Source organism: Brevibacillus sp. MER 51 (assembly GCF_023714195.1).
Taxonomy (GTDB): Bacteria; Bacillota; Bacilli; order Brevibacillales; family Brevibacillaceae; genus Brevibacillus.
On record NZ_JAMAUS010000019.1, the window covers coordinates 20,162 to 46,377 of the forward strand.

Here is a 26,216-nt window from a genome sequence, read left to right on the forward strand (position 1 = left end):
ATTATTGCACTTGCTCCATTCCAAGCGTAGCTTCAAACCAGTTGATTTTCTCACGCATCTTCACGACATCACCGACCAGAATGATAGCTGGATTCGTGATGTGACTGTTTTGGGCCAAACGTTCCTCAATATCAACCAGGGTACCCGTTACCACTGCTTGCTGCGGGAGTGTTCCCCAGGAGATGACAGCGACTGGCGTATGTGGATCGCGTCCGTGCTTGATTAATTGGGTGCGGATCAACGGCAGATTGGCTACTCCCATGTAAAAGGCAACCGTGTCGATGCCATTTGCGAGAGCACTCCATTTTTCTACCGCCAGCTCCGGCTTGTCTTCGCGCAAATGTCCCGTCACGACAGCGAATGAAGAGCCGTGATCGCGGTGTGTCACTGGAATACCCGCGTACGCCGAGGCTGCAATTCCAGCTGTTACTCCCGGGACGATTTCAAAGGCAATTCCTCGCTCAGCCAAATGCTGCGCTTCTTCTCCGGCACGTCCAAACACACAAGGATCGCCCCCTTTTAGCCGTACGACGACTTTTCCTTCCAGCGCTTTTTCCGCTAACAGCTCGTTAATCGATTCCTGTCTCATCGTGTGATGATCCGGCAGCTTGCCGCAGTAGATGCGTTCTGCCGTCTGTGGCGCGTACTCCAGCAGGGCTGGATTTGCCAGACGATCATACACAACCACCTCTGCCTTTTGCAGGCATTCCATTCCTTTTACGGTAATCAGCTTTGGATCGCCAGGGCCAGCTCCTACGAGATAGACTTTCCCCGCGCCGCTCATCGGTCACTTACCCCTGCTGATGCAAATGTCGCCATCTCACGGACCATCCGTGTCGCCGCTTCCACGATTGGAAACGCCAATGTTGCTCCGCTTCCTTCGCCCAGTCGCAATTTCAGGCTGAGCAGTGGCTCCTTGCCTAATGCTTGCAGGACAAAATCATGCCCCGGCTCCTCAGAACGGTGACCCGCGATCAAGTAATCAGCAACGAGTGGCTCCATTCGAACAGCAAGCAAAGCCGCTACCGTAGCGATAAAGCCGTCCAGCAGCACAGGGACACGGCGAGAGGCTGCTCCCATGATCGCACCAGCCATTGCTCCGATTTCCAGTCCGCCGACTTTTGCCAAAACGTCCAACGGATTAGTTGCATCCGGGCGATGCAGGGCAAGTGCTTCACGAACAACTGCCTTTTTACGCTGCCAGCCCGCGTCATCCAGCCCTGTTCCTCGTCCGACGATTTGCTCAGGATCAGCCCCGGTTAATGCTGACAGGATCGCACTGCTGGCTGTCGTGTTGCCAATGCCCACTTCACCGACGATCAGGACTTTGGCGCCTTCCCCGATCATCGCTTCCGCCATCTCGAGGCCAACTGCGATGGAGCGCTGCGCTTCGTCTGCGGTCATTGCTGGTTCTTTCAGCATATTGCCCGAGCCTGCTCTGATTCGCTTGTTGTAAACATCCGGTGCTTCGACCTCGACCGCTACACCGACATCGACGATTTTTTGAATGGCTCCGATTTGTCTGGCAAAGACGTTGACTCCAGCTCCGCCATGAACCATATTCAGCACCATCTGCGCTGTCACTTCCTGCGGATAGGCAGAGACACCTTCCCGTGCCACACCGTGATCGGCCGCAAAAACAAGCACGCCCGGCGGGGTTACAACAGGCATCGTCTCACCTGTCATCCCAGCCAGCTCAATAGCCAATTGCTCCAGGCGTCCAAGGCTGCCAAGCGGCTTGGTCAACTGATCCACATGCTGTCTCGTTTGCTCACTTGCTTTCTGATTTCGTGGCTCAATCGCCGGATAAATGACTGCCATTATATTTGCACCTCTTTTTCTTGAAAAGCCTTCATGTACTCTTCGATCGTATCCAACCTCACATGGCGACGAACAGTATCCGCCAACAGATCGTACCCCTGCTCTCGTAGAGCGACAAAAGATGGGCGATCCGTAATGGGTGAGAGTCCTTTTTGCTCACGGATGGCATTCAGCAACAGCGTGCGGAAGTGGTCATTGTGGAACAGCCCATGAAAATACGTACCGATCAACTGCCGCTCCTCCTGACAATAGCCCTCCGTACGCCCCTCCATCTGGATAAAAGGAAAATCATTGCGCGAATAAGCGGATTGCCCCATGTGAATCTCGTAGCCTTCCACCGTCAGCTTTTCCTTCGCAAATACTGCTTCCCCACGGGACAAAACGGTCGTTTTCTTCTGCTCCATCGTCGTGATCATCGGGATGAGACCCAGCCCATCAAGCTGCTGCAACGGTGACTCGACCCCAGCCGGATCATGAATGGCTTCTCCCAGCATTTGATAGCCGCCGCACAAACCAACGATATACGTCTTCCCTTTATGATGAAGGTCTTTGACCGCCGCAGCAAGACCCGTCTCTCGTAAGAACTGCATATCCTCGATTGTATTCTTGCTGCCCGGCAGGACAATCAGGTCAGGTTCCCCCAGCTCTTCCAAACGTGTCACAAAGCGCATCCGGCAATCCGGCTCTACAAAAAACGGGTCCACGTCTGTAAAGTTGGAAATTCGCGGGTAGCGCAAAACCGCAATGTCAATCTCCCGCGGCGTCTCACGCTGACCTTGATAACGGTGCAAAATCAGCGAATCCTCTGCATCGATCCACAAGTCTGGAATAAATGGCACGACACCAAGAACAGGCTTGCCCGTATATTCTTCGAACCAGTCGAGTCCCGGCTGCAAAAGTGTCAAATCACCGCGAAAACGATTGATGATGACGCCGATCACACGATCCCGGTCTTCGGGTTCAAGCAGTTGGAGAGTACCGACCAAGCTGGCAAACACACCCCCGCGCTCGATGTCTGCCACCAAAATGACGGGCGCGTTCGTGAGACGAGCGACTCGCATATTGACGAGCTCGCGGTCATTCAGATTGACCTCTGCCGGACTGCCAGCCCCTTCAATGACGATCCGCTCATAGGAGCTGGCGAGTCGTTGATACGCTTCCTCAATGATCCGCAAGCCCTCGTCATAAAATTCCGTTCGATAGGCAAAAGCTTTCATGTTGCCGTATGGCTCGCCGTTGACGACAATTTGCGATTCAGAATCTCGTGTCGGCTTGATCAAAATGGGGTTCATGTCAGTCGTCGCCAGAATTCCCGCTGCCTCTGCCTGAACGCCCTGCGCCCGCCCGATTTCTTTTCCATCCAGCGTCACGTAGGAATTCAGGGCCATATTTTGCGATTTGAACGGAGCTGTCTTGTAGCCATCTTGGGCAAAAATACGGCAAAGCGCTGTTGCAATCGCACTTTTTCCTGCATCCGAGCTGGTACCTTGCACCATCAACGGGAGGGATTTAGGCACGTGCGGCCACCTCCGCGCATCTGTTCAGCCAACGCTCAACCAGTTTGGGATTGGAGCCGAAATGCAAGTGAGTATAGCCTGCGACCAGATTATCTAGGGCATAGCCCTCCGGCTTCGTACCGCGAAGCCCTTTCGTCTCATATGCTGCTGGGAGCTCTTGATCCGAAGCATACGTAGAGTAGTGAAATTCATGCCCTTTTGCCTGTTCTTCGGTACCGAGCAAGAAATTGCCTTCCTTGCCGCGCACTTCCCGATAGCCAAGCGCTGCGAGCTTTTTCTGCATGGTCACCTTGCCTGAGATGAGCCCCACCATTGGGTAGCTGTCGCCATCGGTCGTGACGATTGCCTCTGTCAAAAACATGTAACCGCCGCACTCAGCCAAGGTAGGCAAGCCTTTTGTGATCGCAGATCGGATCGATTGTTTCACCGCTTCATTTTGCGATAGCTCTGCTGCAAATTCCTCCGGGAAGCCTCCCCCGATGTACAAGCCATCCGCATCCTCAGGCACTCCCTCACCGGCCAGTGGGGAAAAGAACGCGAGCTTCGCGCCATATGCTTCGAGCAGCTCCAAATTTTCCGGATAGTAAAAATGAAAAGCAGGGTCCTTCGCTACAGCAATGGTGACATTGGCAGACGCTTCTCGCGGAGCAAACAACGTAGGTTTGGCTTGCAGCGGCTCTGCCTTTGCCAACTCCCAGATTTGCTCCAAATCGACTGTCTCCGCGATCAGATCAGCCAGCTTTTCAAACAAGGGAGTCAACTCTCCACGTTCGACAGATGGCACTAACCCGAGATGACGTTCCGGTATTTCCAGCTCGTTCTCCCGTTTCAGGTAGCCCACGACCGGAATCCCACACTCCTGCTCGATCGCTGCCTTCACGATTTTGTGATGCCCTTCACTGCCGACCTTGTTCGCGATGACACCGACGATTCTCGCCTGTGGATTGAGCAGTTGAAAGCCTTTGACAATCGCAGCCGCACTACGCGCCATGCTCTGACAATTGACCACCAGCAGAACCGGAGAGCCAGTCAGAATGCTAATTTCTGCGGTGCTGCCTTTATCGCTGGTTGCTTCCTTGCCATCGTACATGCCCATGACACCCTCGATAATCGAGATGTCTGCACCCTCGCTGCCGCGGACAAAAATCTCCTTCACGATCTCGTGCTCTAGCATAAAGCTGTCCAAATTTCGCGAGGCTCTGCCGGTCACAGCCGTATGATACGTGGGATCGATATAGTCAGGACCACACTTGAAGCCCTGTACGGTATGCCCTTTTCTTTTCAAAGCAGCCATCAGTCCGATGGTAACGGTTGTCTTGCCCGCTCCGCTGCCTGTTCCGGCAATCACAATACGGCGGCTGTCCGTCATGCGCGCTCCTCCTCGTGATAGGGCATCAATCCGACCGAAATGGTAGTGTTACCCGACTTCTTCTTGGTCAAAACGAGTTCGCCTACTCCAGCGTACAGCTTCGCGGCAGGCTCACTCACTCCGTACGCTCCCGTGAACTTGAAGACGGTATCAGACGGATCGCTGATTTCGACCTTGTTTAATTCTTCAGGCGAATACCAGACGAACGACCAGCCGTATTTTTCGCAAACGGCGATGAGACCCGCTTCATCCTTTTTCAGCTCGATGGTCGCCAGTGCTTTTACACTTTTGATCGAAAATTGCAGTTCATCCAGCGTTTCCTTGATGACTGCTTCGATCTCCTCTGCGGAGGTTCCCCGGTTGCAGCCCATCCCGAGCACGATTACCTTCGGACGATAAAGGACGCCATTATCCAAAATCGATTGTTCCTCCGCTGTGAGCAGGCGATGAGAAACGACTAGAGCAGCTTGCGGCTGATCGGCTTTGGCCTCAGCGATTGTCGCGTATTCCTTGATGGACGGTGGCATTGGGGTGTCATGCATCCACCAGTCGCGTTCACCGGATTCATTGATGACGGCTACACGCTCCTCGTTAACAACGGAAGCACTGACAGGAGTCAGCTTATCAGCGGAATCCCACTCCCAGCCAAAACGTCTACCGAATAGATCGACGGGAATGGTCTTTTGTACATCCGATGCTGTCGTGATAATCGGACGAGCACCCATGACTGCCGCTACCTCGCGAGCCAGCTCATTGGCACCGCCCAAATGGCCGGAAAGTACACTGATAACATTCTCCCCACGGTCATCGACGACGACGACACCCGGGTCTTTCTTTTTGTCTTCGAGCAAAGGTGCGATCATCCGAATAACCGCACCCAGTGAAATAATGATGATCAAACCTTTATAAGCAGGCCAGAGAGCGGGAAACAGCATCCGTACACTGTTGGAAAACAGCTGGATGCCGCGCGCTTCCTCATCTCCGCGTTCGAACTTGCTCATGTAGTACAGGTCTGTCCCAGGAAATTTCTGTGCCAGATCTCGGGCCATCTCTACCCCGTGCTTCGTGATCGCGACAATGGCATAGTCTCCGCGCTGCTCGATAACAGGGATTTCTCCCTCGATCAGTTCGATGATCTTCATTATTCCTTCACACCTTTTCTGAACCCGTGTGTAAAGGTTTTATCGTACAGCTTGGAACGGTATTGCTCGCTCTTGTCGTGGATGTTCGGGTCCAATGCCCAGCCAGCCAAAATCATCGCGTGCTTGCGAATGCCGTTTTTGCCCATGTCTTCGTCCAAATTTTTCAGCGTGGTGCGAACGATCAATTGATCCGGCCAGCTTGCACGTTGTACGACTGCTACTGGCGTATCCTCGCTCCAGCCTGCATCGACCAGCTCGCGGACTACTTTTTTCGTCAACGTCGCGCTAAGATACAGAGCCAACGTGCAATGATGCTCAGCGAGCGCACGCAGCTTTTCTCTTTCAGGCACTGGTGTGCGACCCTCCGCACGGGTAAGGATGATCGTTTGTGTCAGATCAGGAATCGTCAGCTCGGCTCCTACTGCCGCCGCCGCCGCAAATACGGAGCTCACACCTGGAACGATTTCTACCTCGATGCCTTTTTCTTTTAACAGGGCGATCTGTTCCATGATCGCGCCATAAATGGACGGATCACCTGTATGCAGGCGTACAACTGTTTTTCCGCTGCTAATCCGTTCTACCAATTGTTCTACCATTTCTTCCAATGCCATCCCCGAGCTTTGCAGTACTTCTGCATTCGGATTGCCGAGCGCAACCAAATCCTCGTTCACGAGAGAGTCGGTATACATAATGACGTCTGCCTTTTGTAGCAGCTTTAAGCCTTTTACCGTAATCAATTCGGGGTCACCAGGACCCGCTCCCACTATGTACAGTTTCATTACTTTTTCACCACCATCAGTGTAAGATAGCTGAGCTCTGCCCGCTCCAGTTCACGCATATCGGTCCAAACCATTTCCTCGGAGGAAGTGACCTTGGTCGCTACTGCTGCCTTTTCAGCCAGCCCCATTTCTTTCAGCAAGCCAATGATCATTGGCAGTACTTTTGCTACCTTCAAGAATACGACGGTATCGTGGTTCTCCAGCGCTTTGCGCATGGCTTCCTTGTCTTCTGTTGCCGGGATGATGCCGATCTGCTCGTCGCCATCCGCCAGCGGCAGATTGAAGCGGGACGCTGCTCCCAAAAACGAAGAGACTCCTGGTACGGTTACGATTGGCACTTCCGGGTGCTCCTCATGCATAACGCGCATCATGTGGATGAATGTGCTGTAAAACATCGGATCGCCTTCTGTTACAAAAGCGACGTCTTTGCCTTCAGACAGACGCTCCCAGACGATCTCTACTGTGTTGTTCCACTCGCGCTCCAAAATTTCTTTGTCCCGCGTCATCGGGAATACGAGTCCGAGCATTTCCTTGTCTGGAGACTGCACATACAGCTCTGCGATTTGATGCGCGTAGCTTTTGCTGCCCATCCGTTTTTTCGGGTACGCAACCACTGGTGATTGCAGTAATAGACGAAATGCCTTGACGGTAATCAATTCAGGGTCGCCGGGACCTACTCCCAGTCCGTACAATGTTCCGATCTTGGTCACTTGCTGTCTCCTCCTAGTTCTTCTGCCTGCTTGGCCCAGGCCGTAATGATGTAGATCGGATTCAATGCTTCAAAGCGCGTCAGGGACAAAATCGGCTTGCTGCGCGATAGCTGCGCCAGTGTCACCGATGTCTCGAATCCTTCCTGCGCGAATGCTTGTGTCGCTTCGTACAATGTCTCAATAGTCGCCGCGTTCACCACAATCCGGCCTTTCGGACGCAGTCGTGTGCAGCAGATATTCAACAGCTCGCGCAATTCTCCGCCACTGCCGCCAATAAATACGGCATCCGGGTCCGGGAACTCATCCAAGCCATGTGGGGCACGTGCGTTAATCACTGTCAAATCCGTGCGAAACTTCGCCATGTTCTGGCGGCAGTTTTCCAGATCATCCACGTTCTTCTCTACGCCGTACACTTCACCCTCACGCGCAATCCGTGCCGCTTCAATGGCGACAGAGCCTGTGCAGGTGCCGATGTCCCAGACGATGCTTTTCGCATGCAATTGCAGCTGCGCAATGCTTAAAATGCGCACTTCCTTTTTCGTAATGAGTCCCTTGTCCGGCTTGCGCTGGGAAAACTCCTCGTCTGCGATTCCGAAGGGCCATACCGGGTTTGGACGGCGTTTTTTCAATATCACGACATTCAGATCAGAGAAGCTGCCATCAGCCATTTCCTCAAGGGAATACCAGCCTGTCCGCTCTTCCGCACTGCCCAGATTCTCCGCCACGAACGCATCGTACTCGGTCATCTGAAACGAAAGGAGGTACTTGGCGATTGCTGCTGGCGAGTTTTCCCGATCCGTCAACAGTGCGACCTTATCCTTCCCATCGATCCGTTGTGCCAGACCTTTGATACTACGTCCGTGCACACTAGCCAATGTCGCATCTTGCCATGCTTCGCCCATTTTGGCAAAAGCGAGCTGGATAGAGCTGAGGTGCGGGTAGATCTCCACGTTCAGCTTTTTGGAAAGCAAGCCGCCAATCCCGTAAAAGAGCGGGTCGCCTGACGCCAGAATGACCGTCTTGCGCGTCTCGGTGCGTAGCTCTTCTACCATCGCGGTCAGTCCGCCCTTTAGTACACGCTTTTCCCCTGTATACTCCGGGAAAAAACTGAGGTGTCGCTCTCCTCCAACCAACAGTTCACTTTCTTCTATCCAAGTCCGGTACAACGGCAGCAGGCTCTGCTGTCCATCATCCCCGATTCCAATTACTTTCATCGCCTGTGTCATTGATCGTCACCCTTCCCAACAGGGACCCTTTCATTGTGATGATGATGGTTTCGACCTCGATGCCGCCGCCCACTTCTTTTAATGCAGCGCGACAGCAGTTTTCGCACATTATCTCGAAAAAGGCGGGCGTGTCCACCATCATATCGCCTACCTGCGAAGCGGTGTTGGCTCCCAAAATTTCGTCAATACGCTCCTGAGAAGCTCCTGCATCTGCCGCCATTTGGGCGAGGAAGCCGAAATCGACGGGTGCGCTTTTGGAATGAACCATCATGACGCCTTGCGCTACCTTGGAAAACTTGCCCATCATCCCGACCAAGGTCACTTTGCGCATACCCTTGTTTTTGCACTGCTTGAGAGAAAAGCCGACGAAATCGCCCATTTCTACGAATGCTTCTTCCGACAGCTCTGGATAAGTAGCGACCCCGTAGGATTCACTCTTTCCGCCCGTCGACAGCACAATATGATCGCAGCCGGCTTCCTTGGCGACGTTGACCGCTTGCGCCACACTCGCCTTGTAGGCAGAAGTGGAAAACGGCACCACGATTCCACGCGTCCCCAAAATGGAGATGCCGCCGAGTATGCCGAGTCGTCCATTCAATGTTTTTTTGGCGATTTCCTCGCCTGCAGGCACAGAGATGACGATTTTGATCCCGCGCTGGGTCCCGTACTCATCCAGCACTGCCTGCGCGGTTTCCCTGATCATTTTGCGCGGGACGGGATTGATCGCTGCCTCGCCAATCGGAACGGGCAACCCTGGTTTGGTCACCCGTCCCACGCCGAGTCCGCCATCCAAAATAATGCCAGGCTGATCCGACCATTCCACAGTAGAGAGGATAAGGGCACCGTGTGTCGCGTCCGGATCGTCTCCCCCGTCCTTGATCGTGCTTGCTGTCGCCCTCTCCAAGGAAAACTCACAGCTCTCCATCTGAAAGGTGACATCCTCGCCGATTGGCAGGCGAATCGTTGCTTGGCTCTGCTCTTCCTGAGTAATCAGCGCGATCAAAGCAGCCTTGGTCGTCGCCGTTGCACATGATCCAGTCGTATATCCGTGGCGGAGGGGTTTTGCCTCTTTTTCGTCCGTTGCTGCTTTGGCTGCCATCTGCTTAGCCCAACCGTTCCGCCATGATCGAAATGGCATTCAATGCTGCTACCGTTACTGGACTTCCGCCTTTGCGTCCCATGTTCGTAATGAACGGGATATCGAGCTTCGCCAGCTCTTCCTTGGATTCTGCCGCAGATACGAAGCCAACTGGCATCCCGATGACCAGACCTGGCTTTGCTTCTCCTTCCTTCACCATGCGGATCAGCTCCAGGAGTGCAGTCGGTGCGTTTCCGATGCAAAAGATTCCGCCATCCGCTTCCTTGATCGCTTTGCGCATGGAAATGATCGCACGGGTCGTGTTCAGACGCTTCGCCTCTTCCATTACATCGCGGTCGGAGATGTACACCTTCACTTGTCCGCCGAATTTTTCAATGCGGTTTTTGCTGATGCCGACTTGCACCATCTGTACATCTGCTACGACGATTTTGCCGCTGCGGATCGCTTCGATTCCCGACTTTACTGCGTCCGGGTGGAAAACAAGGCTGCGTCCGAGGTCAAAGTCTGCGGATGCGTGGATGACACGTTGTACTACCGGATATTGTTCTTCTGTAAAAGAATGCTCGCCCAACTCATCTGTAATGATTTGAAAGCTCAAGTCCTCAATCTCTTGCGGTTGTACGGTCATCGGTTTAAATTCCGTTTTGAAATCCATGGTTAGTTTCCTCCAGTCACTTGTTTGAGTTCGTCCAGCACGCTGGCGTAATCCGAAAACTTCGTTCCATAATCGATCTTTGGACGACCGATGACGATGGTTTCGATGCCCATTTCCAGTGCCGCTTCCACCTTTTCATCAAAAGCGCCTACCTTGCCGCTCTCTTTGGTGATCATCAGCGTGACACCATAATGATCGTAGAGCGCTTTGTTCAGCTCCTTGGAAAAAGGACCTTGCATCGCAACGATGTTTTTTTGCTCGACACCCAGCTCTTCGCATTTCTGCATATTGTCAAGACGCGGCAGCATGCGTGCTACCAAGGTCGTGTCCGGCAAGCCCAGAAGCCGATCCGTGAACGTTTTCAGCGTCTTGCTGCCCGTCGTCAGCATGATGACGCCCCGCTTTTCTGCCGCCAGCTCAGCCGCCTGGACGTAGTCTTCTACCACAATCAGCTTCTCACTGCCTGGTGAGGAGAGGCTTTCCCGCTCGTAACGAATGTAGGGGACTCCCGCGCCCTGTGCTCCTGCCATGGCGTTTTTGGAGGCTTCCTCTGCGAAGGGATGACTCGCATCGACCACGCATTGGACGGCTCTGTCTTGGATCAGCTGCTGAATATCGTCTGCAGTCAGTCGTCCGACCTGAACAGGAACGCCTGCCTCCTCCATACTTTTCGCAGCATTGTCCGTGACGACCGTCGTCAACAGCTCGTAGCCCTTGTCCTTGATTTGCAGAGCCAACTCGCGCGCGTCGCTCGTTCCAGCCAGTACCAGAATCATGCTGTCTCCCTCCTACTTGGTAACGTGATCATGCTTGTGATCATGCTTGTGGTCGTGGTCATGGTCGTGATCGTGATCGTGATGATGATGGTGGTGACCATGGTGATGATGATGTCCATGCTCGTCATCGTGGTGGTGATGGTGATGGTCGATGTGCTCCATCGCTGCGAGCCTGTACTGACAGGTATCACAGTTCAGCTTCACTTCACCGTGCAAAGCTTCCTCCACACGATCCTTGAGCACTTCCTTCAACAACGGATGGAAGCCAAAATACTCGGCCATTTCGAACTGGGCTTCTGGATATTGCTCGCGGAACTTCTCCAGCTGGTCGCTCATCCGTTTGATCAACACACCCGTGAACAGGAAGTACGGCAAGAGAACGATGCGCTTCGCCCCCAGCTTCAAGCAACGCTCCACGCCCTCATCGTACAACGGATATGTCACGCCCATGAAGGCCGTCTCTACCCACTTGGCTTTATAGCGCTCCCAGAACAGTCGGGACATTTTGTAAATATCACTATTGGCATCTGCATCGCTGCTACCGCGTCCGATTACAAGTACAGCCAAGTCATCGTGGTCTTCTCCGGAGGCAAAGCCTGCCTCTTCCATGCGAGCGGTCAAAATATTGATGACTTCGTCGTGGATGCCGATCGGGCGTCCATAGATGAATTGAACGTGTGGGTGCAGTTCCTTCGCCTCGTCGATGGCAGCAGGAATATGAATTTTTGCATGTCCGGCAGAGAACAGGATGATTGGAATCACCGCCACGCGGGTTGCACCCCGCGCCACGCAGGTATTCAAGCCTTGCAGCATGTCAGGACGGGCAAACTCCAGAAAGCACGTCTCGATTATCGGTACATCCAAATCCGGTGTTAGCGTCGCCACAAACTGGCGAATCTCTTCATTGCCTTCCGGGTCTTTGCTTCCATGACCTACAAATAATACTGCGTCCATTTTATGTCCCCCTCGTTTTTACATGTGTTCTTGCATTAATCTCCGCATGCAGCATTCTCGATTTCAGCTTTTGCTGGCTCGTACCATGCGAAGCCCTCTAGCTCACCTACACGTTGGAAAAACTTGTGGAACCGCTCATTCGGAAATGCTTCTTTTTTGAATCGGTTCACGATTCGCTCCACGAGTGGAACAATCTCCTCTTTTTCGATGCCTTCTGCTACCGGAATACCGGAGTGTGCATTCCGTCCAACCGTTTTGGCTCCCAGGAATAAATCGAACTTTCCTTTACGGAATACGATCCCGATATCCTCTTGAACCGCGCCATAGCACGCCATCCCGCAGCCGTTGAAGCCGATCTTCAGTTCCTTCGGCATTTCTTTTCCACCCAGCTTTTGATGCAGCTCGTCGGCATAAGGGATGCTGTCTTTTTTCTCGCCGTCGCAGAAATCACACGCTTTTACCTGCAAAACATCTCCGATCGGACTGAGAATCAACCCAAGCTCTCGCAAGCGGCTAGTAATGCTTTCAGGGTTGGCAGTCGGCACGCGCAAAATCATTTGGTGGTGTGGGGTGTATTCGATCTCGCCTTTTTCGCCAGCCACTTCGGCAATCGCCATCATTTGCAGCGGCGTGATTTTTTTGTTGGCAACGCCCGGACTTACCGCGCACTCGAAAATCATCTCTGGCGTAAAGGTAGATACCGGACGGTGGACTTGGCCTGCAGCTGGCTTGGTTTCAATACCTTTCGCCGCATTGATAGTCGTCAACGCCTCCATGGCCCATGCGAATGGAGCTTTTGGTACGGCTTCTTCTGTTACAGGAGGCGCTTCCAGTACTGCCGTGCTTGTTGCTGCACGATTTGCTGGTTCTGTAGCCGTTACGCTGTCCTCGGTCACAGCTACTGGTCTTTCTTCCTTCGATGTTGCTGGTGCTGCCGGAGCTGACGCTAGGCTCTCCTCGGTGGCCTCGAGCGACCAAGGCTCATTTTCTACACGCAGACGCTGATGCGGCTTCAGTGGCTGCTCATCGGCAGACAGCGTATATTTGCGCTGGTAGCCTCGCGGCGTAATCATTTTGCCGTCGTATACAAACGTCGATGTATTTCCGATAATCACGGTGGTCAACATGCCGATATCATGCTCCAGCATTTGCGCCAGCGTCGTCACGACAACCGTTTCGCGTTCGCGATAAGCACTTTTCACGATACCGACCGGCGTATCTGGTGAGCGGTACTGCAAAAGAATGCGTTGCGCTTCGACGATCTGGCGTGTGCGTCGTCCGCTGCGCGGGTTGTACAACGCGATCACAAAGTCAGCCATCCCTGCTGCGTCAATTCGTTTGGCAATCAGTTCCCACGGCGTCAAGTGATCGCTCAGACTGATCGTGCATGCATCGTGCATGATAGGCGCACCGAGGATCGCTCCACAGGAATTGATCGCCGAGATGCCCGGTACGATTTCGATGGGTACGCCGGTAGCTTCTGTCCAGCCTTTTTCCACCAACACCTCGTATACGAGACCTGCCATCCCGTAAACACCTGAGTCTCCACTGGAAATGACCGCTACCTTTTTGCCTTCCTCTTCCGCCTGACGCACGGCTTCTCGTGCACGCGCCACTTCTTCCGTCATCCCTGTGCTGACGATTTGCTGATTCGTCAAAAGTCCGCGGATCAAGTCTACGTAGGTGGAATAGCCGATAATGACATCGGACTCCTGCAGGGCTTCCCGCGCCCGCTTGGTGATATGCTCAAAACTTCCTGGACCAAACCCGATCACAAACAATTTGCCGCTCATAAGGCCCCTCCCCTTTTCGCTTCCTGTTTATAATAAAATCGATATCATCACGCTAACGAGCAGACATAAGAGCGAAACGAGATACATCAAACGAATCGTCGCGACAATGTCACTTGCCTGCAATGGTCGCTTCGCATCTCCCATTTTTGCCCGATTCGACGCAACGCCTTGGTAATAATTCAATCCCCCGAGCTGTACGCCTAGTGCGCCAGCGACTCCAGCTTCCGGCAAACCGCTGTTTGGACTCGGATGCAAATGCGCATCTCTTCTGATCATTGCCCAGCACTGTTTCCCATCCAATCGTTGCAGCCAGCTTGCGACGACGAGCAACAAAGCTGTCAAACGGGCGGGTATGTAGTTCAGTACATCGTCAAAGCGGGCAGATGCCCAGCCGAGATTCAGATACTTCTCGTTTTTATAGCCAACCATGGAGTCGAGGGTATTGGCGGCACGGTACGCCATTGCCAACGGCGCTCCCCCAATCGCTGCGTAAATTAGCGGAGAGACGATCGCATCGACGATGTTTTCCGCCACGGTTTCCACCGCTCCCCGACATACTTCCGGTTCATCTAGCCGCTCTGTATCACGTCCGACTACCATGGACAAGGAGCGTCTCGCCGCTTCCATATCCCCAGCCACAAGATGACGGGCAATCTCCATCCCGGCATCGGCCAAGCCTTTTGTCGCGATCGTCGTGGAAATCAACCAGGCACCCAAGATCCAGGCAAGCACCGGATGGATGAACGTCGCTCCCCACAAAAGCAGCCAAACAACAGCGTAGCTGCCGCCAACGATCACGACCGGGAACAGAACTCCTGCCAGCTTCAAATGCGACTCCTCTTTGACCAGAGAACGTATGACCCGCTCCAATCGTGTAATCCACCAGCCCATGATGATCACTGGATGCGGCAGGCTCCGGGGGTCTCCTACCACCCGATCAATCAAGTAGGCCGCGCATAATATCCATACTTCTGTCATGTTGTCCCTCTCTTACTCTTCAGGGGTTGTCGCATCCAATTCTGCCCTTCCGCATCCAAGCATTCCGCTACCAGAGCCGCTCCATGCTTAATGCCCTCGACCTGCCAATATCGGTCGGGATTGTTTTCGAGCCACGCGGCCTGGAACCAGCGGATTACGCCGCCATGTGTGACGATGACGACTGTATTGGATGCCTCCTCCTTGCCCACTCTCTCCAACAAAGAACGTAGCCAACGATCCACGCGCATCCCCAGCTCTTCCAGACTCTCCCCACGTGGAGGTCGATTTCGAAAAGGATCGTCGTACCACCTCGTGGCTCGCACAGGGTCCGACTGCATCAGCTCATCGTACGTCATCAGTTCCCACTCGCCAAACGACAGCTCTCTCAAGGCTGGCTCCGAAATAACCGATAGCCCCACCATAGCTGCGAGCGATTCGGCAGTCTGCATGCATCTGAGCAGGTCACTCGAGTAAATCGCAGCAGGTCGTCCGATGAGCTCTGGTAATTCCTTGGCCAAATCACTCACGTGCAGATGCCCGCGCTCATTCAATGGAACGTCGCTATGTCCCAAATATCGATGCTCACGATTGCTGTCTGTCTCCCCGTGACGTACCCAAACCAGTTTCATAACCACCAGCTCCCGACTAACACCAGCAGAACGACCGCTTCACTGCTTTCGATAACAGCCCCGTAGCAGTCTCCGTTTAGTCCGCCCAGTTTTTTTGCAACCGAGCGTGAAAACAGTAGAGCGAACAACAGCGACAGGAAAATAGCTGTCATGACCTGCAAGCCCCCAAGATACCAACCTGCGGCAAACACGACGATGTAGCTCACGATGATAGCGGAAACGGAAAGCCCAGCACTGATGCCTTTTCCGATTCCTTTGTCCGCCGAAAGATACGGCCAGAGCTTGATCGACAAAAGCACATGTGTCCGCGCTGCCACTGGTGCTACGATCAAAAAGCTGCCCCATCCCGGATGTGCGAGCTCTGCGACTGCACCCGCCTTCATCAGCAAAAGCATAATCGCAGCAAGAACCCCCATTGCACCTACGCGGCTGTCCTTCATAATCGCAAGCACTTGCTCTCGCGGTCTACTACTGCCAAGACCGTCCGCGAGGTCCATCCACCCATCCATATGAAGACCACCAGTCACGTAGACCCATGCGACTAGCGTCAGAATAGCGGCGATCCACGGACTAAACAACACCAATCCCGCCTGATGCACACCCCATAGCAGTAAACCGATGACGAGACCAACTGCGGGATACCAGTTGACGCTTCTTCTCCACGCCTCCTCAGAAGGACGAAGCCACGGAACCGGAATACGCGTAAAAAACGAGATCGCGTGTAAAAATGCATTCATCCTTTGATCCTCCACGGTATCCCTGACAAAACCGCGTAGACGGCGTCCGCTTGTCGCGCACTTCTCTGATTGACATCCCCCAGAACATCCGCGAACCATCTGCCCAAACGACTCAAGGCTACACCGCCCAATCCGACCTCGCTTGTGACAGCAATGACTTTTTGCGGGGAATTCTGAACGAGGGACAGCCATGCCTCCGCCTCTTGCAACAGGGCTTGCGTGTGAAAAGCACTTCTCCATTCCGCCTCATCCACGCTCATTAATCGATTACTCACCCAGGTGGACAGACAATCGATCAACACCACATCATACTGCTCACGAAATGCGTGGTAATCGGTTAAGCGCTCTCCTACCTCTACACAACCCCATTCCAGCGGACGACGTGCTTGATGCAGCTCGATTCTCTGCTTCATTTCATCATCCCAAGCCTTGCCTGTCGCCACGTACAGAACTCGACTGCTCAACTTCATTGCAAGCTCTTCCGCGTAGCGGCTTTTTCCTGAACGGACACCGCCTGTTACCAGCACCAAGCTCATCGCTGTTCACTTCCTTCCGCATGAGCTTCGCGAAGCGCTTCCATAAGTCGTTCATTTTCCTCTCGTCCACGCACTGCGATTCTCACATCATGTGCCGTCAAACCGGGATACATCGCACAGTTGCGGATCAGAACGCCTTTTTTGCCGAGCCGTGCCTGCAATTGTTCGGCTGACAATCCTTCTGGCGAGCGCAGTAGCAAAAAGTTTGCCTCCGAAGGCCATACTTGCCAGCCCAACTCACTTCGGATGCTATCAGTTAAATACGCACGTTCTACTTTTATGAGCCTGCGCGTCTGTCCCTCGTATCCCTGCTCCTGCAAGCACAGTTCGCCTGCCAAAAGGGCCAGTGCATTCACGCTCCAGCTCACTTGCTTTTGGCGCATTTTCGCAATGACATCCGGGTGCGCAATCGCATAGCCCAGGCGCAATCCCGGGATCGCGTACATTTTCGTCATCGAACGCATCAAAATCACACGAGGAAAGTGCTCCAGTTGCGTCGCCAATGTATATTGCCGCTCTTCCTCTACAAAATCGAGGAAAGCCTCATCCACGATGAGCCACGTATTGGTCTCTTTCGTCCATTCCGCCATTTGGCGTAGCTCATCCGGCTGATACAGAATTCCTGTCGGATTGTTTGGTGACCCGACAAATACGAGATCACACTGCGTAAAAAGCGTGTACAGCTCGGCAGGATCGGGCTTGTACCCGTTCGCTTCCTTCCCGAAGCAGCCAATGACACGGGCTCCATACTGCTCGGAAAGTTGCGCGTATTCCGAAAAGCAAGGATATACTACTCCAACTGTTTGCGGCGAAAGGCCGAGGATGGCCAGTGCCATCGCCTCCGCTGCACCATTGGCAGGCAGCAACCATTCCTCCGGCACTTGCAGCCGTCTCGCCAGTGCCCGACGAAACACACGATGTCCAGGGTCTGGGTAATGCGCAACAGCAGCCAACGAAGCCAGCAGCATCTCACGGACGCTCGCTGGCATCCCCAGCGGATTAATATTGGCACTGTAATCCAGAAACTGCCCGGGCTCTCGACCAAAGCGCTGCGCTGCGGTCAGCAAGTCTCCGCCATGACCATACGTCTCTATTACACCTGCGCTTGTCAAAATTCTACCCCCAGCACAGCTGGAATCCCTTCATCGTAGTAATGCTTGATTGGCTTCATCTCCGTCACCAAATCTGCGATGTCCAAAATCTCCTGCTTTGCTGCCCGTCCCGTAATCACGAGGTGGATATGACTTGGCCTGTTTTGAATCGCTTCCAACACATCGGACAATGGCAACACATCGTCAATCGGGAAGCGGTCAATCGCCAATGCATTATTCAGCTCATCCAGAATAACGACATCGTACGCTCCGGAAGAGAGCTTCTCGCTCGCAAACGCCCAAGCTTCTTTCAATGCCTGACGATGCTCCTCCGGTGTCTTCGTCCAGGTGAAGCCGACGCCCATTTGCACGATTTCAATGCCCAATTTATCGAAAATAATCTTTTCTCCGTATGTACGCTCTGGAGACTTGATGAATTGAACCATCAGCACCTTTTTCCCGCGCCCTGTTGCCCGCACAGCCAATCCGACTGCTGCCGTTGTTTTTCCTTTGCCGTCTCCTGTGTAAACGAGGGTCAAGCCCCGCTTCTTATCGTTTTTCTCCATCGTGACCACCTCAAAAAGTGACGTATTTTACTCCGCTGTTCCATCCATACTTTCCGAAGCAACAAAACGGTCATGACCGTTTTGTTGACCGCAAGCGGTCGCATCCACTTTTATGAAAAACGTCGAGACGTTTTTCACAGAAAAAAAGCGCTCTGTTTCCCCCAGTACGTAAGGAAAAACAAAGCGCGGATAGCTGAAAAGCAACAATCCTCACCTCTTCCTTTGACCCGAAGGAAATCAGTGTAAACATAAAACAGGCAGGTCTCCTGGCTTGAGGATCATCGCTTTTCTTCTCCTTCCCGCTCCCGGATGGGCAGTGGATGGCATGGTGCCTTGAAGAATAGCTACTCTCTTACAGTGGCGGGACCGCGTTGGCTTTTCACCAAACTTCCCTTTTAACCTTGCTCCTGCGAATCGGTTTCGCAAAAACAAGGACCTGTTTCTCTTCCATATGTAAATGTCATTCGTTTCGTTGACAAGCACTTGCTTTAATAATAGCAAAAGCTACCGAGGATTCAAGCAAAAGCTGCGATTCGTCGCAGGTGTCTATTGGCAGAAAAATAAGATAATCACCGTTTACTTACCTGAAAATTTTCGTTACCCTATTGGCAAAACAATCGAAAGTGGTGTGCAGTCATGCTATTTCCTCCGATTCCAAAAATACCCGACATGATTCTGCCCAGCCCACTGCCGATCAAGGAATGCGGCGAACCGATGATCCCCCTCTCTTCCTTTACGGAGAAAATCACGGTCTATCCAGCCTACTACCACGAAGGCTATGCCGGAACACAGCCAGAAGCTTTTTTGCGAGAAGGGGCAGCACGCAGGCTCGCCACGGCAGCCGCCCAACTGCCCATAGGCTACAAACTCGTCGTGCTGGACGGCTGGCGCTCGTTCGAGGTACAGGCATCGTTGTATGAACGTTTTCGTGAAGCTTTGCTTTTACAAGGCTGGCAGGAAGGACCTGCACTCACGGAAGAATTGAGCAAATTCGTCGCATATCCAACAACAGACGTCTCCAAGCCGTCCCCTCACCTATCCGGTGGCGCAGTCGATCTGACTATCGCAGGACCTGATGGCTGGCTGGAGATGGGAACAGACTTCGATGATTTCAGTGAAAGGGCTGATACTCGCCATTATGAAGAACTCCTACAGCCTACCCAAACGGACATCGAAATTCGAGACAATCGACGACTGCTGTATCATTTGATGACCGCTGCCGGATTCGTCAACTATCCGAAAGAATGGTGGCATTTCGAGTACGGAACGCGGACCTGGGGACAAAAAACGCAGCAAGAGCCGATCTATGGCGGGGTTTTGTCGATGTGAGAAATAACTACCATGAAAAAGACCGTCAGCCCATACTGCCTGACGGTCTTGCTTATTCCTTTATGAAACAATCACTGCATAAAATCCGCCATGATGATCTCCGTATCAAACGGCGTAATCCCTTCCTCCAAGGAAAATACCGTATCTGCTTCTTCCGCTTGGTCAGTCAGCGTCCCTCTCGCCTGTGCATGAAGCATGAACAACTCATGCAGGGTAGGCTTCACCAACGAGGTGAGCGCTCTTCCCATCAGCTCTACCCCTCCGGCATTGGACTCCACATTGTTGGCAAAACGCGGATCGGAATTCAGGGCGATATCTGTCCAAATCACTTTTCTCTCCACGAGATCCAGAATGACCGGGATACAAATCTGCGTGTTTGCGGCGAGATCAATCTTGTCCTGTACCGTCTGCGGCTCGAAAATTTCTCCTGTCTGTGGCGCTGAACGAATCATCCAGCCGGCAAAGCATTCAGGCAAATCGCAATAAGGTTGACTCGTAAACGAATACAGGTTCATAACGACATATCGACCGCCATAGCGGATGACAGAATCCATGTCGATGTCGATGAACTCGCACGCGCCTTTGGGAGCCTCTACAATATCCCCGCTATGGCACGCTTGATACTTGTCGGAACGCAGATTGGTATAGGAAATATGCTCCATGTACTTCCAGTCTGCGTTATAGAGCACGGCAGACAAATCGATATCGACTCTGCCTGTAGGGACATCGTTGACGATCCCTTCTCTCCACCACAGGAAAAAGCGAATCGTTCCTCCATCCGGGATCGATAGTCGGGAGCCGCGTGCAATCGTGCGCAGTGCTTTGCTGGCAGATCGCATCGAAAACGGAACGAGATGCTCCTGCAGCCGCAGATCGATATAGACTTTGCCCAGCGACGGCAATTGGGCAAAACGGTTCAACAACGATGTCCGGCAAATATCCGCTGCCTTCTGTCTGATGTCCTCTTGCAAGCCTGGCACCCGGTTTTCGATTGCCTTTACTTTCGCCACTTGCCCTTTCGGAAAAAAGGTCCGCCATTCACCGTAGCTGTTCCGTTTGTCGAAGTGATTCATGACCTGCAAAAGAACTGGAGTCGATACACCATCCGCAATTTTCTCGAAGGCAGAAAGGACTGGACTCCCCTCCTCCGTCACACGCAGCAAATGATCCAGACGACGGGCAAATTCCCCAGGACGCTGTTCAAGCAGCTTGATCGCCGTATTCACATCTGCACGGACCAGCGCCTGCTCTACTTGGCTGTTGAACGTCTCAACCTTGTGATTGTTTCGCAAAATATCGAATGCTTCGGCCGCTTTCGGATAGCGATCCTTATATTCAAAAGGATGCAAGATTTCCCCGAGACGAATCCATCTGTTTTTGTAACGATTCATATCTTCTACGATATTCGAGCTGGCTTCCAGCAGGCTAAGGAGCAGTCTTCGTTCCCCGCGTTTAAACTTGCGAAATTTCGCAGGCTCCGCCAAGCTTACATCCCCATCAGACAGCGCCACCGCCAGACGCAATACATCTGTTGCGGTCTTGCAATAGTGGGCAAAAAAAGTAGCAGGAAGCTTGTCGTACTTCAGCAACAAGCTCGCAGCGATTGCCACGTTTTCCTTTTGCGGAATCTCTGCTGGCAGTGCTTCTGCAATTCCTTCATAGCTCTGTATCAAGCCCTCCAGGTCTTCCTTGTCGGTAGCGGACAGCGAGCTATTGGAGCGCAGCAAATTCATTCCTATCTGAAGCAACTCTTCATCTGTGCCCAAATGAATCAGCTTCAGGCGAGATTCTCTCAGCAAGGGCAAACGTTTTTTCACTTCGTGCACAGGCAGGTCCAACGTCAAATAATGAATGATCGCATTTACAAACAGCTCACCCTCGCCAGCCTCCATGACTTGCTTGGGAAAATTCGGATACATCGGCTTGTACTGACGGGATGCCCCGATCTTGACTTTTAGCACAGCTACCACATCCGAATAGAGCGCGAAAAACTCTCCTTCCGACAGCGTGCGGATTCTTTCTAGCAATTCCAGTGAAAAGGTATAGCCCAAGCTCTCTATATTACGCAAAGCCGCAGCTAAATAAGAGGTAGGCAGTTCATGCTGCTCCAGATGTACGATGATTTTATTTTTCCTACGGAGGTAAATTTGATTTTTCATTGGCATCACGAAAAAAATCAGGAAAGCAGTACCCCTAATGGTGAACCAAACCTTTTGCTTAGAAGGAAGGTGTACAATAGCCTGATTTTTTATTCCCTTTTGTAATTTTTAACCATCTTACTTCAATTTTGTCAGATGGTAAAGCTCTCTTTCAGAACGAGACATAAATCCGTCCCCGGACCTAATTCGATTTCATTCCGCTGCCCGTTATTCTGTATTCTTCCTCCCTGTAAAGTGAGTAGCAGAGTACCAAAACTTTACAGGAGGGAGAATTCCATTCATGAATCCATCTGTTATGAAAAGTCATACTGCACCCCCTTTCTTTCAAGGGGAGAAATGGTTAGTGTATACCGGCTTGCTCGGCTTCTTGCTCGCTGCGCTATGCGCAATCTGGGTCATGCTGTACGGAGGACCCGTCGCTCCTAATGGCGATGTCTCGAAAGCGTTTTCCTTTAATGCCGCACTCGGAATATTTTTATTAACGACAGCCGCCATCATTCCGTTATCTGCCCTGGGCACGCGAAGTAGAGCTTTCTTTCGCTGGTCTTATATCCTGCTTGCTTTATACTCTTACGGAGCGGAAACGGTACAAAACTTCCGCGGCGTGGACCCGAGGTTCGTCAAAAATGGCACACCCTTCGACATTGCTGTCGGTTCCATTTTTACTTTTGTGGCTCTTCTCCTGGTCCTTTTTTATGTATTCATTGCCATTCAGTTTTTCCGTAGAAAAGCATATTCCCTACACCCAGAGCTGGCCGTTGGCATCCGCTATGCCATGATTGCGATTATGCTATCGTTTGCGGCAGGTCTCTGGATTTCATTCAACGATGGTCGAGTGGTTGGACACGAAGGGAATATCATTTGGCTTCATGGCATTGGCTTTCATGCTCTGCAAGCAGTACCTTTTGTCGCTTGGTTAGCGGAACGTAAAAAACATGTGTCCAATACTCGTACTGGATTCATCCATCTCGCCGGTATCGCCTACTTGTTCGGTTTAGCTGCAATTGGCTGGCAAACCTATCTCGGTCGAGCCGTTTTGGAAATGTCCGTATTTCCGATTCTCGCCGCCTGCTGTTTCTTGGTCGCCTTCTATCCCATCGTTTTCTTCCTTCTCCAAAAGAACGATGCAAAAAAACTCCACAACACTTTTGATATTCCGAACTAATTGATTCTCCTTATCATTCGTGATACTTTGTTACCAGTACCTGACATACGGTAACAGAAACGAGGAGATCGATTTATGACAGCACGTATTGGACTTCCTGCACCTGATTTTACGATGGACACCGTGACGTTTGACAACGGATTTCCCCTGCCAAAGAGCTTGGTTGACTATCGCGGAAAATGGCTTCTTTTGTTCTTTTATCCGTTTGACTTTTCGAAAGTATGCCCGACAGAGATCCTCAGCCTGAACCGTCGGATCAAGGAGTTCGCGGATTTGAATGTCGAAGTGCTTGGCATTAGCGGCGACAGCATACATACGCACAAAGCATGGATGAGATCGAGCGACGGCATCGGTCCACTCTCGTTCCCCCTCGCTTCGGATTACAGCAAAGAAGCGACCCTGGCATACGGTGTGCTGGACGAAGCAACCAAAGCGCCGCTGCGCGGCAGCTTCATCATCGATCCAGAAGGCATCCTGCAATACGCAGTCATTTCCAATTCCAAGGTTGGCAGAAGCGTAGATGAAACGCTCCGTGTAATCGAAGCTCTGCAATCAGGCGGATTGTGCCCAATGGACTGGAAGCCTGGGCAAAATACGATATCCTAATCGATAGACAGAAACAAAGGCCGCATGATCGCTTGTACAGGATCATACGGCCTTTTTCATTTTTTCATAGACATAAGAAAACCTCTATCGAGGCCTATTCATGGAGGAGCGATCGCGTTTTAGCGGAAAGTTTTCATGCGCTCCGGAATTCATAAGCGTACCGCTTATAAATTCCTATACGTTAAAAAAATCAGGAAAGCAGTACCCCTAATCTCAAGTTATGTTAGAAGGAAGGTGTACTATAGCCTGATTTAATCACCATACCATTATTTATCTTCTTTGTAAATACTTATCTGGACGCAGCAGGGTACGGAAACAAGTCAACCACACGTATGGTCTCCCCGCTTTCGTTGGTAAACACGACATGCTCTCTCCGAAGCTCAGTCGGACTCTCCAAGCCACATGCCGCCGCAAGCGAGAACAAGCCTTCCCTCAACTGCAAAATATAGTTCATGACACGCCACTGCTTTTCCGCCGGAACCAACGCTTCCTGGTACTTGGAATCTGTAGTAGTGACTCCTGTCGGACATTTCCCTGTATGGCATTGCATCGCCATGATACAGCCAGTTGCAATCATGAACCCGCGCGCAGAGTTGACGCAATCCGCTCCCAATGCCATGGCGATCGCTACTTTGTCAGGAGTAACAAGCTTGCCGGAAGCAAAAATCCTGATACGGTCCCGGACACCGAATTTCCGCATCGTATCATCGAGAATGATGAGCGCAGCGAAAAGCGGCAAGCCCATGCCATCTGCCATTGCCTTGAACATTGCGCCTGAACCGCCCTCAGAGCCATCAACCGTAATGAAATCCGGGTAAATGGACAGCTCCAGCATTTTCTCAAAAAAATGCTCCAACCGCTTTGGATCGCCGACGACGATTTTTACTCCCACCGGCTTGCCTCCCGCCTCCTGCAAACTACCGATGAAACGCAAGGCTTCATCCGGATTGCTGAGGAACTCGAAGCGGTTCGGTGAATTGACTGTTTGTCCCACAGGTACCAGCCTTGCTGCTGCGACTTTTTCCGTGACCTTGGCGCCCTCGAGGTGCCCTCCACGTATTTTGGCCCCTTGATGAAATTTCAGTTCAAACGCTTTGATGTTCGGGATGCTTGCCTTTTTCTTGAATTCTTCGATTGAAAACTTGCCCTTGTCATCACGGAAGCCAAACATCCCCGGTCCGATTTGCGAAATAATATCTACACCTGTAGAAAGGTGAACTTCTGCAACGCCACCCTCTCCTGTATTGATCCAAGAGCCGCCTGCCATACGCGCCCCATACCCAGTGGACATGATATAGTTTTCTCCCACTGCTCCAAAGGAGGTAGCTGAAGCACCGAACATCCCTTTTAGCCGCCAGGGCTGCCTTCTGTTTTCGCCCACGACAATGACATCCTCGTCATGCAGCATCCACGGCTTAACCTCTTGTTCTTCGATAAACTTTTCTCTTCTTGTAAACAGTCCCTCATGGGTAATTTCATACCTTTTGCCAGGAACGACTTTCTCGTTATCTACCCGCAGCTCACTCGTCAGCCTCGGGAACATCGCATTGGACAAATAGAAGCCGGGCTCCTCGTAATCTCGTTTTCCACCAAACGAGATCAGGTCGGTCCTGTATTTGGCCGCATAAACCATACCAACAAAGTCAGAACGGGAGAACGGCTTCCCTTCTGTATCCGATTCAAACCAATACTGACGAAACTCAGGCCCGAGCTTTTCCAGCAAATAACGCATCCACCCCAAAAAAGGATGGGACCGAATAATGGAGTGCTTCGGCTGTTTAGACAGGGCGTACATATAACCGAAAAATACAATGGGTGGCAAAAGAAGGATGATGATAATGACGCATAACAGAGTAGGTACCACTTGTGCTTACCCTCCCCAAACACAATATTCTAGTAAATCATGTCAAGGATAGGATGCAACAAGTTCTCTGTTTTTAATCGTATTTCTCATCATCCTCCCGAATTTGCCCATCTACGATCAATTCCAGCTCCGTTTCAAAATTCAGCATGATCTCTACAGGCAGCTGCTCTGCAACCTCTGCCATGTCTGGAAGAAGCAGTGCATCCTCTAGTGTATCAGGCTTCGCTTCCAGTTGATTGTACCACTCGCGGATGTGATCCATCATGCGGTAAAACGAAGCCTCAAACTGATTCGCATCGTCCTCCGCGTCGTCCTCGTGGCTCTTTTTCATCCGATCCCAATATTCCAGCGTCGTGCGCAGTGCTTTTTCTATGTTTGTATCCATTTATCGTCTCTCCTTTTCGTCTCTACCATTTAGTATGACCGCTTTAATTGCACATTGCCACCATAGGTGTAAACCTCTCGACCCTTCCATTTTTTCATAATCGTTGCGTTTTTTGACACGTTTTATAGCCCGGTTGAGTCATACGAAAATGAAAAGAGGCTGTTATCCTAAATGTAGCTAGCAGCCGATGATCCGGCAATAAACAAGAGAGCTCTCTAGTGGAATAGGGGAGGATGCACCCTGTCATTACGATGGAAAGATCGAAAATTATCTCTCCCGCTACTTTTCGTCTCCGTCATTTGTATCGTTGCTCTACAGCTGCCTATCACA

The 26,216-nt window shown here is 52.0% G+C and carries 26 protein-coding genes and 1 riboswitch; of the genes, 3 read left to right on the forward strand and 23 right to left on the reverse strand.

The features are described 5' to 3' along the window. Nucleotide 1: 1 nt before the first annotated feature. The 20 genes from cobA to M3630_RS26780 are packed head-to-tail and all read right to left on the reverse strand — an operon-like array spanning nucleotide 2 to nucleotide 18,582. A complete protein-coding gene (gene cobA, locus M3630_RS26685) occupies nucleotides 2–784 on the reverse strand; it encodes a uroporphyrinogen-III C-methyltransferase (protein ID WP_221867505.1) in 783 nt (260 codons plus the stop codon). Next, complete coding sequence (gene cobT, locus M3630_RS26690) at nucleotides 781–1,821, reverse strand: nicotinate-nucleotide--dimethylbenzimidazole phosphoribosyltransferase (RefSeq protein WP_251254097.1); 1,041 nt, start codon at nucleotides 1,819–1,821, stop codon at nucleotides 781–783. Before cobT ends, cobA begins: the two co-directional genes overlap by 4 nt. Further along, on the reverse strand, nucleotides 1,821–3,338 hold the full coding sequence (locus M3630_RS26695) for a cobyric acid synthase (protein ID WP_251254098.1): 1,518 nt from the start codon (nucleotides 3,336–3,338) through the stop codon (nucleotides 1,821–1,823). The genes cobT and M3630_RS26695 overlap by 1 nt, the downstream gene beginning before the upstream one ends. Beyond that, the gene (locus M3630_RS26700; protein ID WP_251254099.1) at nucleotides 3,331–4,707 is read right to left on the reverse strand and encodes a cobyrinic acid a,c-diamide synthase CobB; all 1,377 of its coding nucleotides are present in this window, start codon (nucleotides 4,705–4,707) and stop codon (nucleotides 3,331–3,333) included. The genes M3630_RS26695 and M3630_RS26700 overlap by 8 nt, the downstream gene beginning before the upstream one ends. Further along, nucleotides 4,704–5,849 (reverse strand): cobalt-precorrin 5A hydrolase, encoded by a 1,146-nt coding sequence (locus tag M3630_RS26705; protein WP_251254100.1) that lies wholly within the window; start codon nucleotides 5,847–5,849, stop codon nucleotides 4,704–4,706. Before M3630_RS26705 ends, M3630_RS26700 begins: the two co-directional genes overlap by 4 nt. Then, nucleotides 5,849–6,628: a precorrin-4 C(11)-methyltransferase gene (gene cobM / locus M3630_RS26710; RefSeq protein ID WP_173608966.1), complete on the reverse strand. Its 780-nt coding sequence runs from the start codon at nucleotides 6,626–6,628 to the stop codon at nucleotides 5,849–5,851. The genes M3630_RS26705 and cobM overlap by 1 nt, the downstream gene beginning before the upstream one ends. After that, a complete protein-coding gene (gene cobI, locus M3630_RS26715) occupies nucleotides 6,628–7,338 on the reverse strand; it encodes a precorrin-2 C(20)-methyltransferase (protein ID WP_251254101.1) in 711 nt (236 codons plus the stop codon). The genes cobM and cobI overlap by 1 nt, the downstream gene beginning before the upstream one ends. Then, nucleotides 7,335–8,564, reverse strand: a complete 1,230-nt coding sequence (cbiE, locus tag M3630_RS26720) for a precorrin-6y C5,15-methyltransferase (decarboxylating) subunit CbiE (RefSeq protein ID WP_251254102.1) — start codon at nucleotides 8,562–8,564, stop codon at nucleotides 7,335–7,337. The genes cobI and cbiE overlap by 4 nt, the downstream gene beginning before the upstream one ends. Next, nucleotides 8,527–9,663 carry a cobalt-precorrin-5B (C(1))-methyltransferase gene (locus tag M3630_RS26725; protein WP_251254131.1) on the reverse strand — a complete coding sequence of 379 codons (1,137 nt, stop codon included), beginning with the start codon at nucleotides 9,661–9,663 and terminating at the stop codon, nucleotides 8,527–8,529. Before M3630_RS26725 ends, cbiE begins: the two co-directional genes overlap by 38 nt. Before the next feature lie 4 nt (nucleotides 9,664–9,667). After that, nucleotides 9,668–10,318, reverse strand: a complete 651-nt coding sequence (locus tag M3630_RS26730) for a precorrin-8X methylmutase (RefSeq protein ID WP_106655678.1) — start codon at nucleotides 10,316–10,318, stop codon at nucleotides 9,668–9,670. Between the two features lie 2 nt (nucleotides 10,319–10,320). Beyond that, the gene (gene cobK, locus M3630_RS26735) at nucleotides 10,321–11,094 is read right to left on the reverse strand and encodes a precorrin-6A reductase (protein ID WP_251254103.1); all 774 of its coding nucleotides are present in this window, start codon (nucleotides 11,092–11,094) and stop codon (nucleotides 10,321–10,323) included. A gap of 12 nt (nucleotides 11,095–11,106) precedes the next feature. Then, the gene (locus M3630_RS26740) at nucleotides 11,107–12,048 is read right to left on the reverse strand and encodes a sirohydrochlorin chelatase (protein ID WP_251254104.1); all 942 of its coding nucleotides are present in this window, start codon (nucleotides 12,046–12,048) and stop codon (nucleotides 11,107–11,109) included. A 35-nt stretch (nucleotides 12,049–12,083) separates the two neighbouring features. Continuing rightward, complete coding sequence (gene cobJ / locus M3630_RS26745; RefSeq protein WP_251254105.1) at nucleotides 12,084–13,841, reverse strand: precorrin-3B C(17)-methyltransferase; 1,758 nt, start codon at nucleotides 13,839–13,841, stop codon at nucleotides 12,084–12,086. A 27-nt stretch (nucleotides 13,842–13,868) separates the two neighbouring features. Next, nucleotides 13,869–14,819 (reverse strand): adenosylcobinamide-phosphate synthase CbiB, encoded by a 951-nt coding sequence (gene cbiB, locus M3630_RS26750; RefSeq protein ID WP_221867502.1) that lies wholly within the window; start codon nucleotides 14,817–14,819, stop codon nucleotides 13,869–13,871. Continuing rightward, on the reverse strand, nucleotides 14,816–15,448 hold the full coding sequence (locus M3630_RS26755) for a histidine phosphatase family protein (RefSeq protein ID WP_251254106.1): 633 nt from the start codon (nucleotides 15,446–15,448) through the stop codon (nucleotides 14,816–14,818). Before M3630_RS26755 ends, cbiB begins: the two co-directional genes overlap by 4 nt. Then, nucleotides 15,445–16,185 (reverse strand): adenosylcobinamide-GDP ribazoletransferase, encoded by a 741-nt coding sequence (gene cobS / locus M3630_RS26760; protein ID WP_173608974.1) that lies wholly within the window; start codon nucleotides 16,183–16,185, stop codon nucleotides 15,445–15,447. The genes M3630_RS26755 and cobS overlap by 4 nt, the downstream gene beginning before the upstream one ends. Further along, nucleotides 16,182–16,721, reverse strand: a complete 540-nt coding sequence (gene cobU, locus M3630_RS26765) for a bifunctional adenosylcobinamide kinase/adenosylcobinamide-phosphate guanylyltransferase (protein ID WP_251254107.1) — start codon at nucleotides 16,719–16,721, stop codon at nucleotides 16,182–16,184. The genes cobS and cobU overlap by 4 nt, the downstream gene beginning before the upstream one ends. Next, nucleotides 16,718–17,833 (reverse strand): threonine-phosphate decarboxylase CobD, encoded by a 1,116-nt coding sequence (gene cobD / locus M3630_RS26770; protein ID WP_251254108.1) that lies wholly within the window; start codon nucleotides 17,831–17,833, stop codon nucleotides 16,718–16,720. The genes cobU and cobD overlap by 4 nt, the downstream gene beginning before the upstream one ends. Next, nucleotides 17,830–18,378: a cob(I)yrinic acid a,c-diamide adenosyltransferase gene (gene cobO, locus M3630_RS26775; protein WP_017247397.1), complete on the reverse strand. Its 549-nt coding sequence runs from the start codon at nucleotides 18,376–18,378 to the stop codon at nucleotides 17,830–17,832. Before cobO ends, cobD begins: the two co-directional genes overlap by 4 nt. A gap of 27 nt (nucleotides 18,379–18,405) precedes the next feature. Next, on the reverse strand, nucleotides 18,406–18,582 hold the full coding sequence (locus M3630_RS26780; RefSeq protein WP_234126961.1) for a hypothetical protein: 177 nt from the start codon (nucleotides 18,580–18,582) through the stop codon (nucleotides 18,406–18,408). A gap of 35 nt (nucleotides 18,583–18,617) precedes the next feature. After that, nucleotides 18,618–18,833, reverse strand: a riboswitch (cobalamin riboswitch). Between the two features lie 181 nt (nucleotides 18,834–19,014). Between M3630_RS26780 and M3630_RS26785 the strand changes: the two genes are divergently transcribed. After that, a complete protein-coding gene (locus M3630_RS26785; RefSeq protein ID WP_251254109.1) occupies nucleotides 19,015–19,707 on the forward strand; it encodes a M15 family metallopeptidase in 693 nt (230 codons plus the stop codon). 71 nt (nucleotides 19,708–19,778) lie between these two features. On the opposite strand, the gene M3630_RS26790 is transcribed toward M3630_RS26785, so the two are convergent. Then, nucleotides 19,779–21,866, reverse strand: a complete 2,088-nt coding sequence (locus tag M3630_RS26790) for a hypothetical protein (RefSeq protein WP_251254110.1) — start codon at nucleotides 21,864–21,866, stop codon at nucleotides 19,779–19,781. A 280-nt stretch (nucleotides 21,867–22,146) separates the two neighbouring features. Between M3630_RS26790 and M3630_RS26795 the strand changes: the two genes are divergently transcribed. Beyond that, the gene (locus M3630_RS26795; RefSeq protein WP_251254111.1) at nucleotides 22,147–23,031 is read left to right on the forward strand and encodes a hypothetical protein; all 885 of its coding nucleotides are present in this window, start codon (nucleotides 22,147–22,149) and stop codon (nucleotides 23,029–23,031) included. Nucleotides 23,032–23,106: 75 nt separating this feature from the next. After that, on the forward strand, nucleotides 23,107–23,637 hold the full coding sequence (locus M3630_RS26800; RefSeq protein WP_173608985.1) for a peroxiredoxin: 531 nt from the start codon (nucleotides 23,107–23,109) through the stop codon (nucleotides 23,635–23,637). 289 nt (nucleotides 23,638–23,926) lie between these two features. Here the strand turns inward: M3630_RS26800 and M3630_RS26805 are convergent, their stop codons facing one another. Together M3630_RS26805 and M3630_RS26810 are read right to left on the reverse strand one after the other, a co-directional pair. Next, nucleotides 23,927–25,501, reverse strand: coding sequence for an FMN-binding glutamate synthase family protein (locus tag M3630_RS26805; protein ID WP_173608986.1), 1,575 nt, complete (start codon nucleotides 25,499–25,501; stop codon nucleotides 23,927–23,929). A gap of 73 nt (nucleotides 25,502–25,574) precedes the next feature. Continuing rightward, nucleotides 25,575–25,886, reverse strand: coding sequence for a hypothetical protein (locus tag M3630_RS26810; RefSeq protein ID WP_251254112.1), 312 nt, complete (start codon nucleotides 25,884–25,886; stop codon nucleotides 25,575–25,577). Nucleotides 25,887–26,216 lie beyond the last annotated feature (330 nt).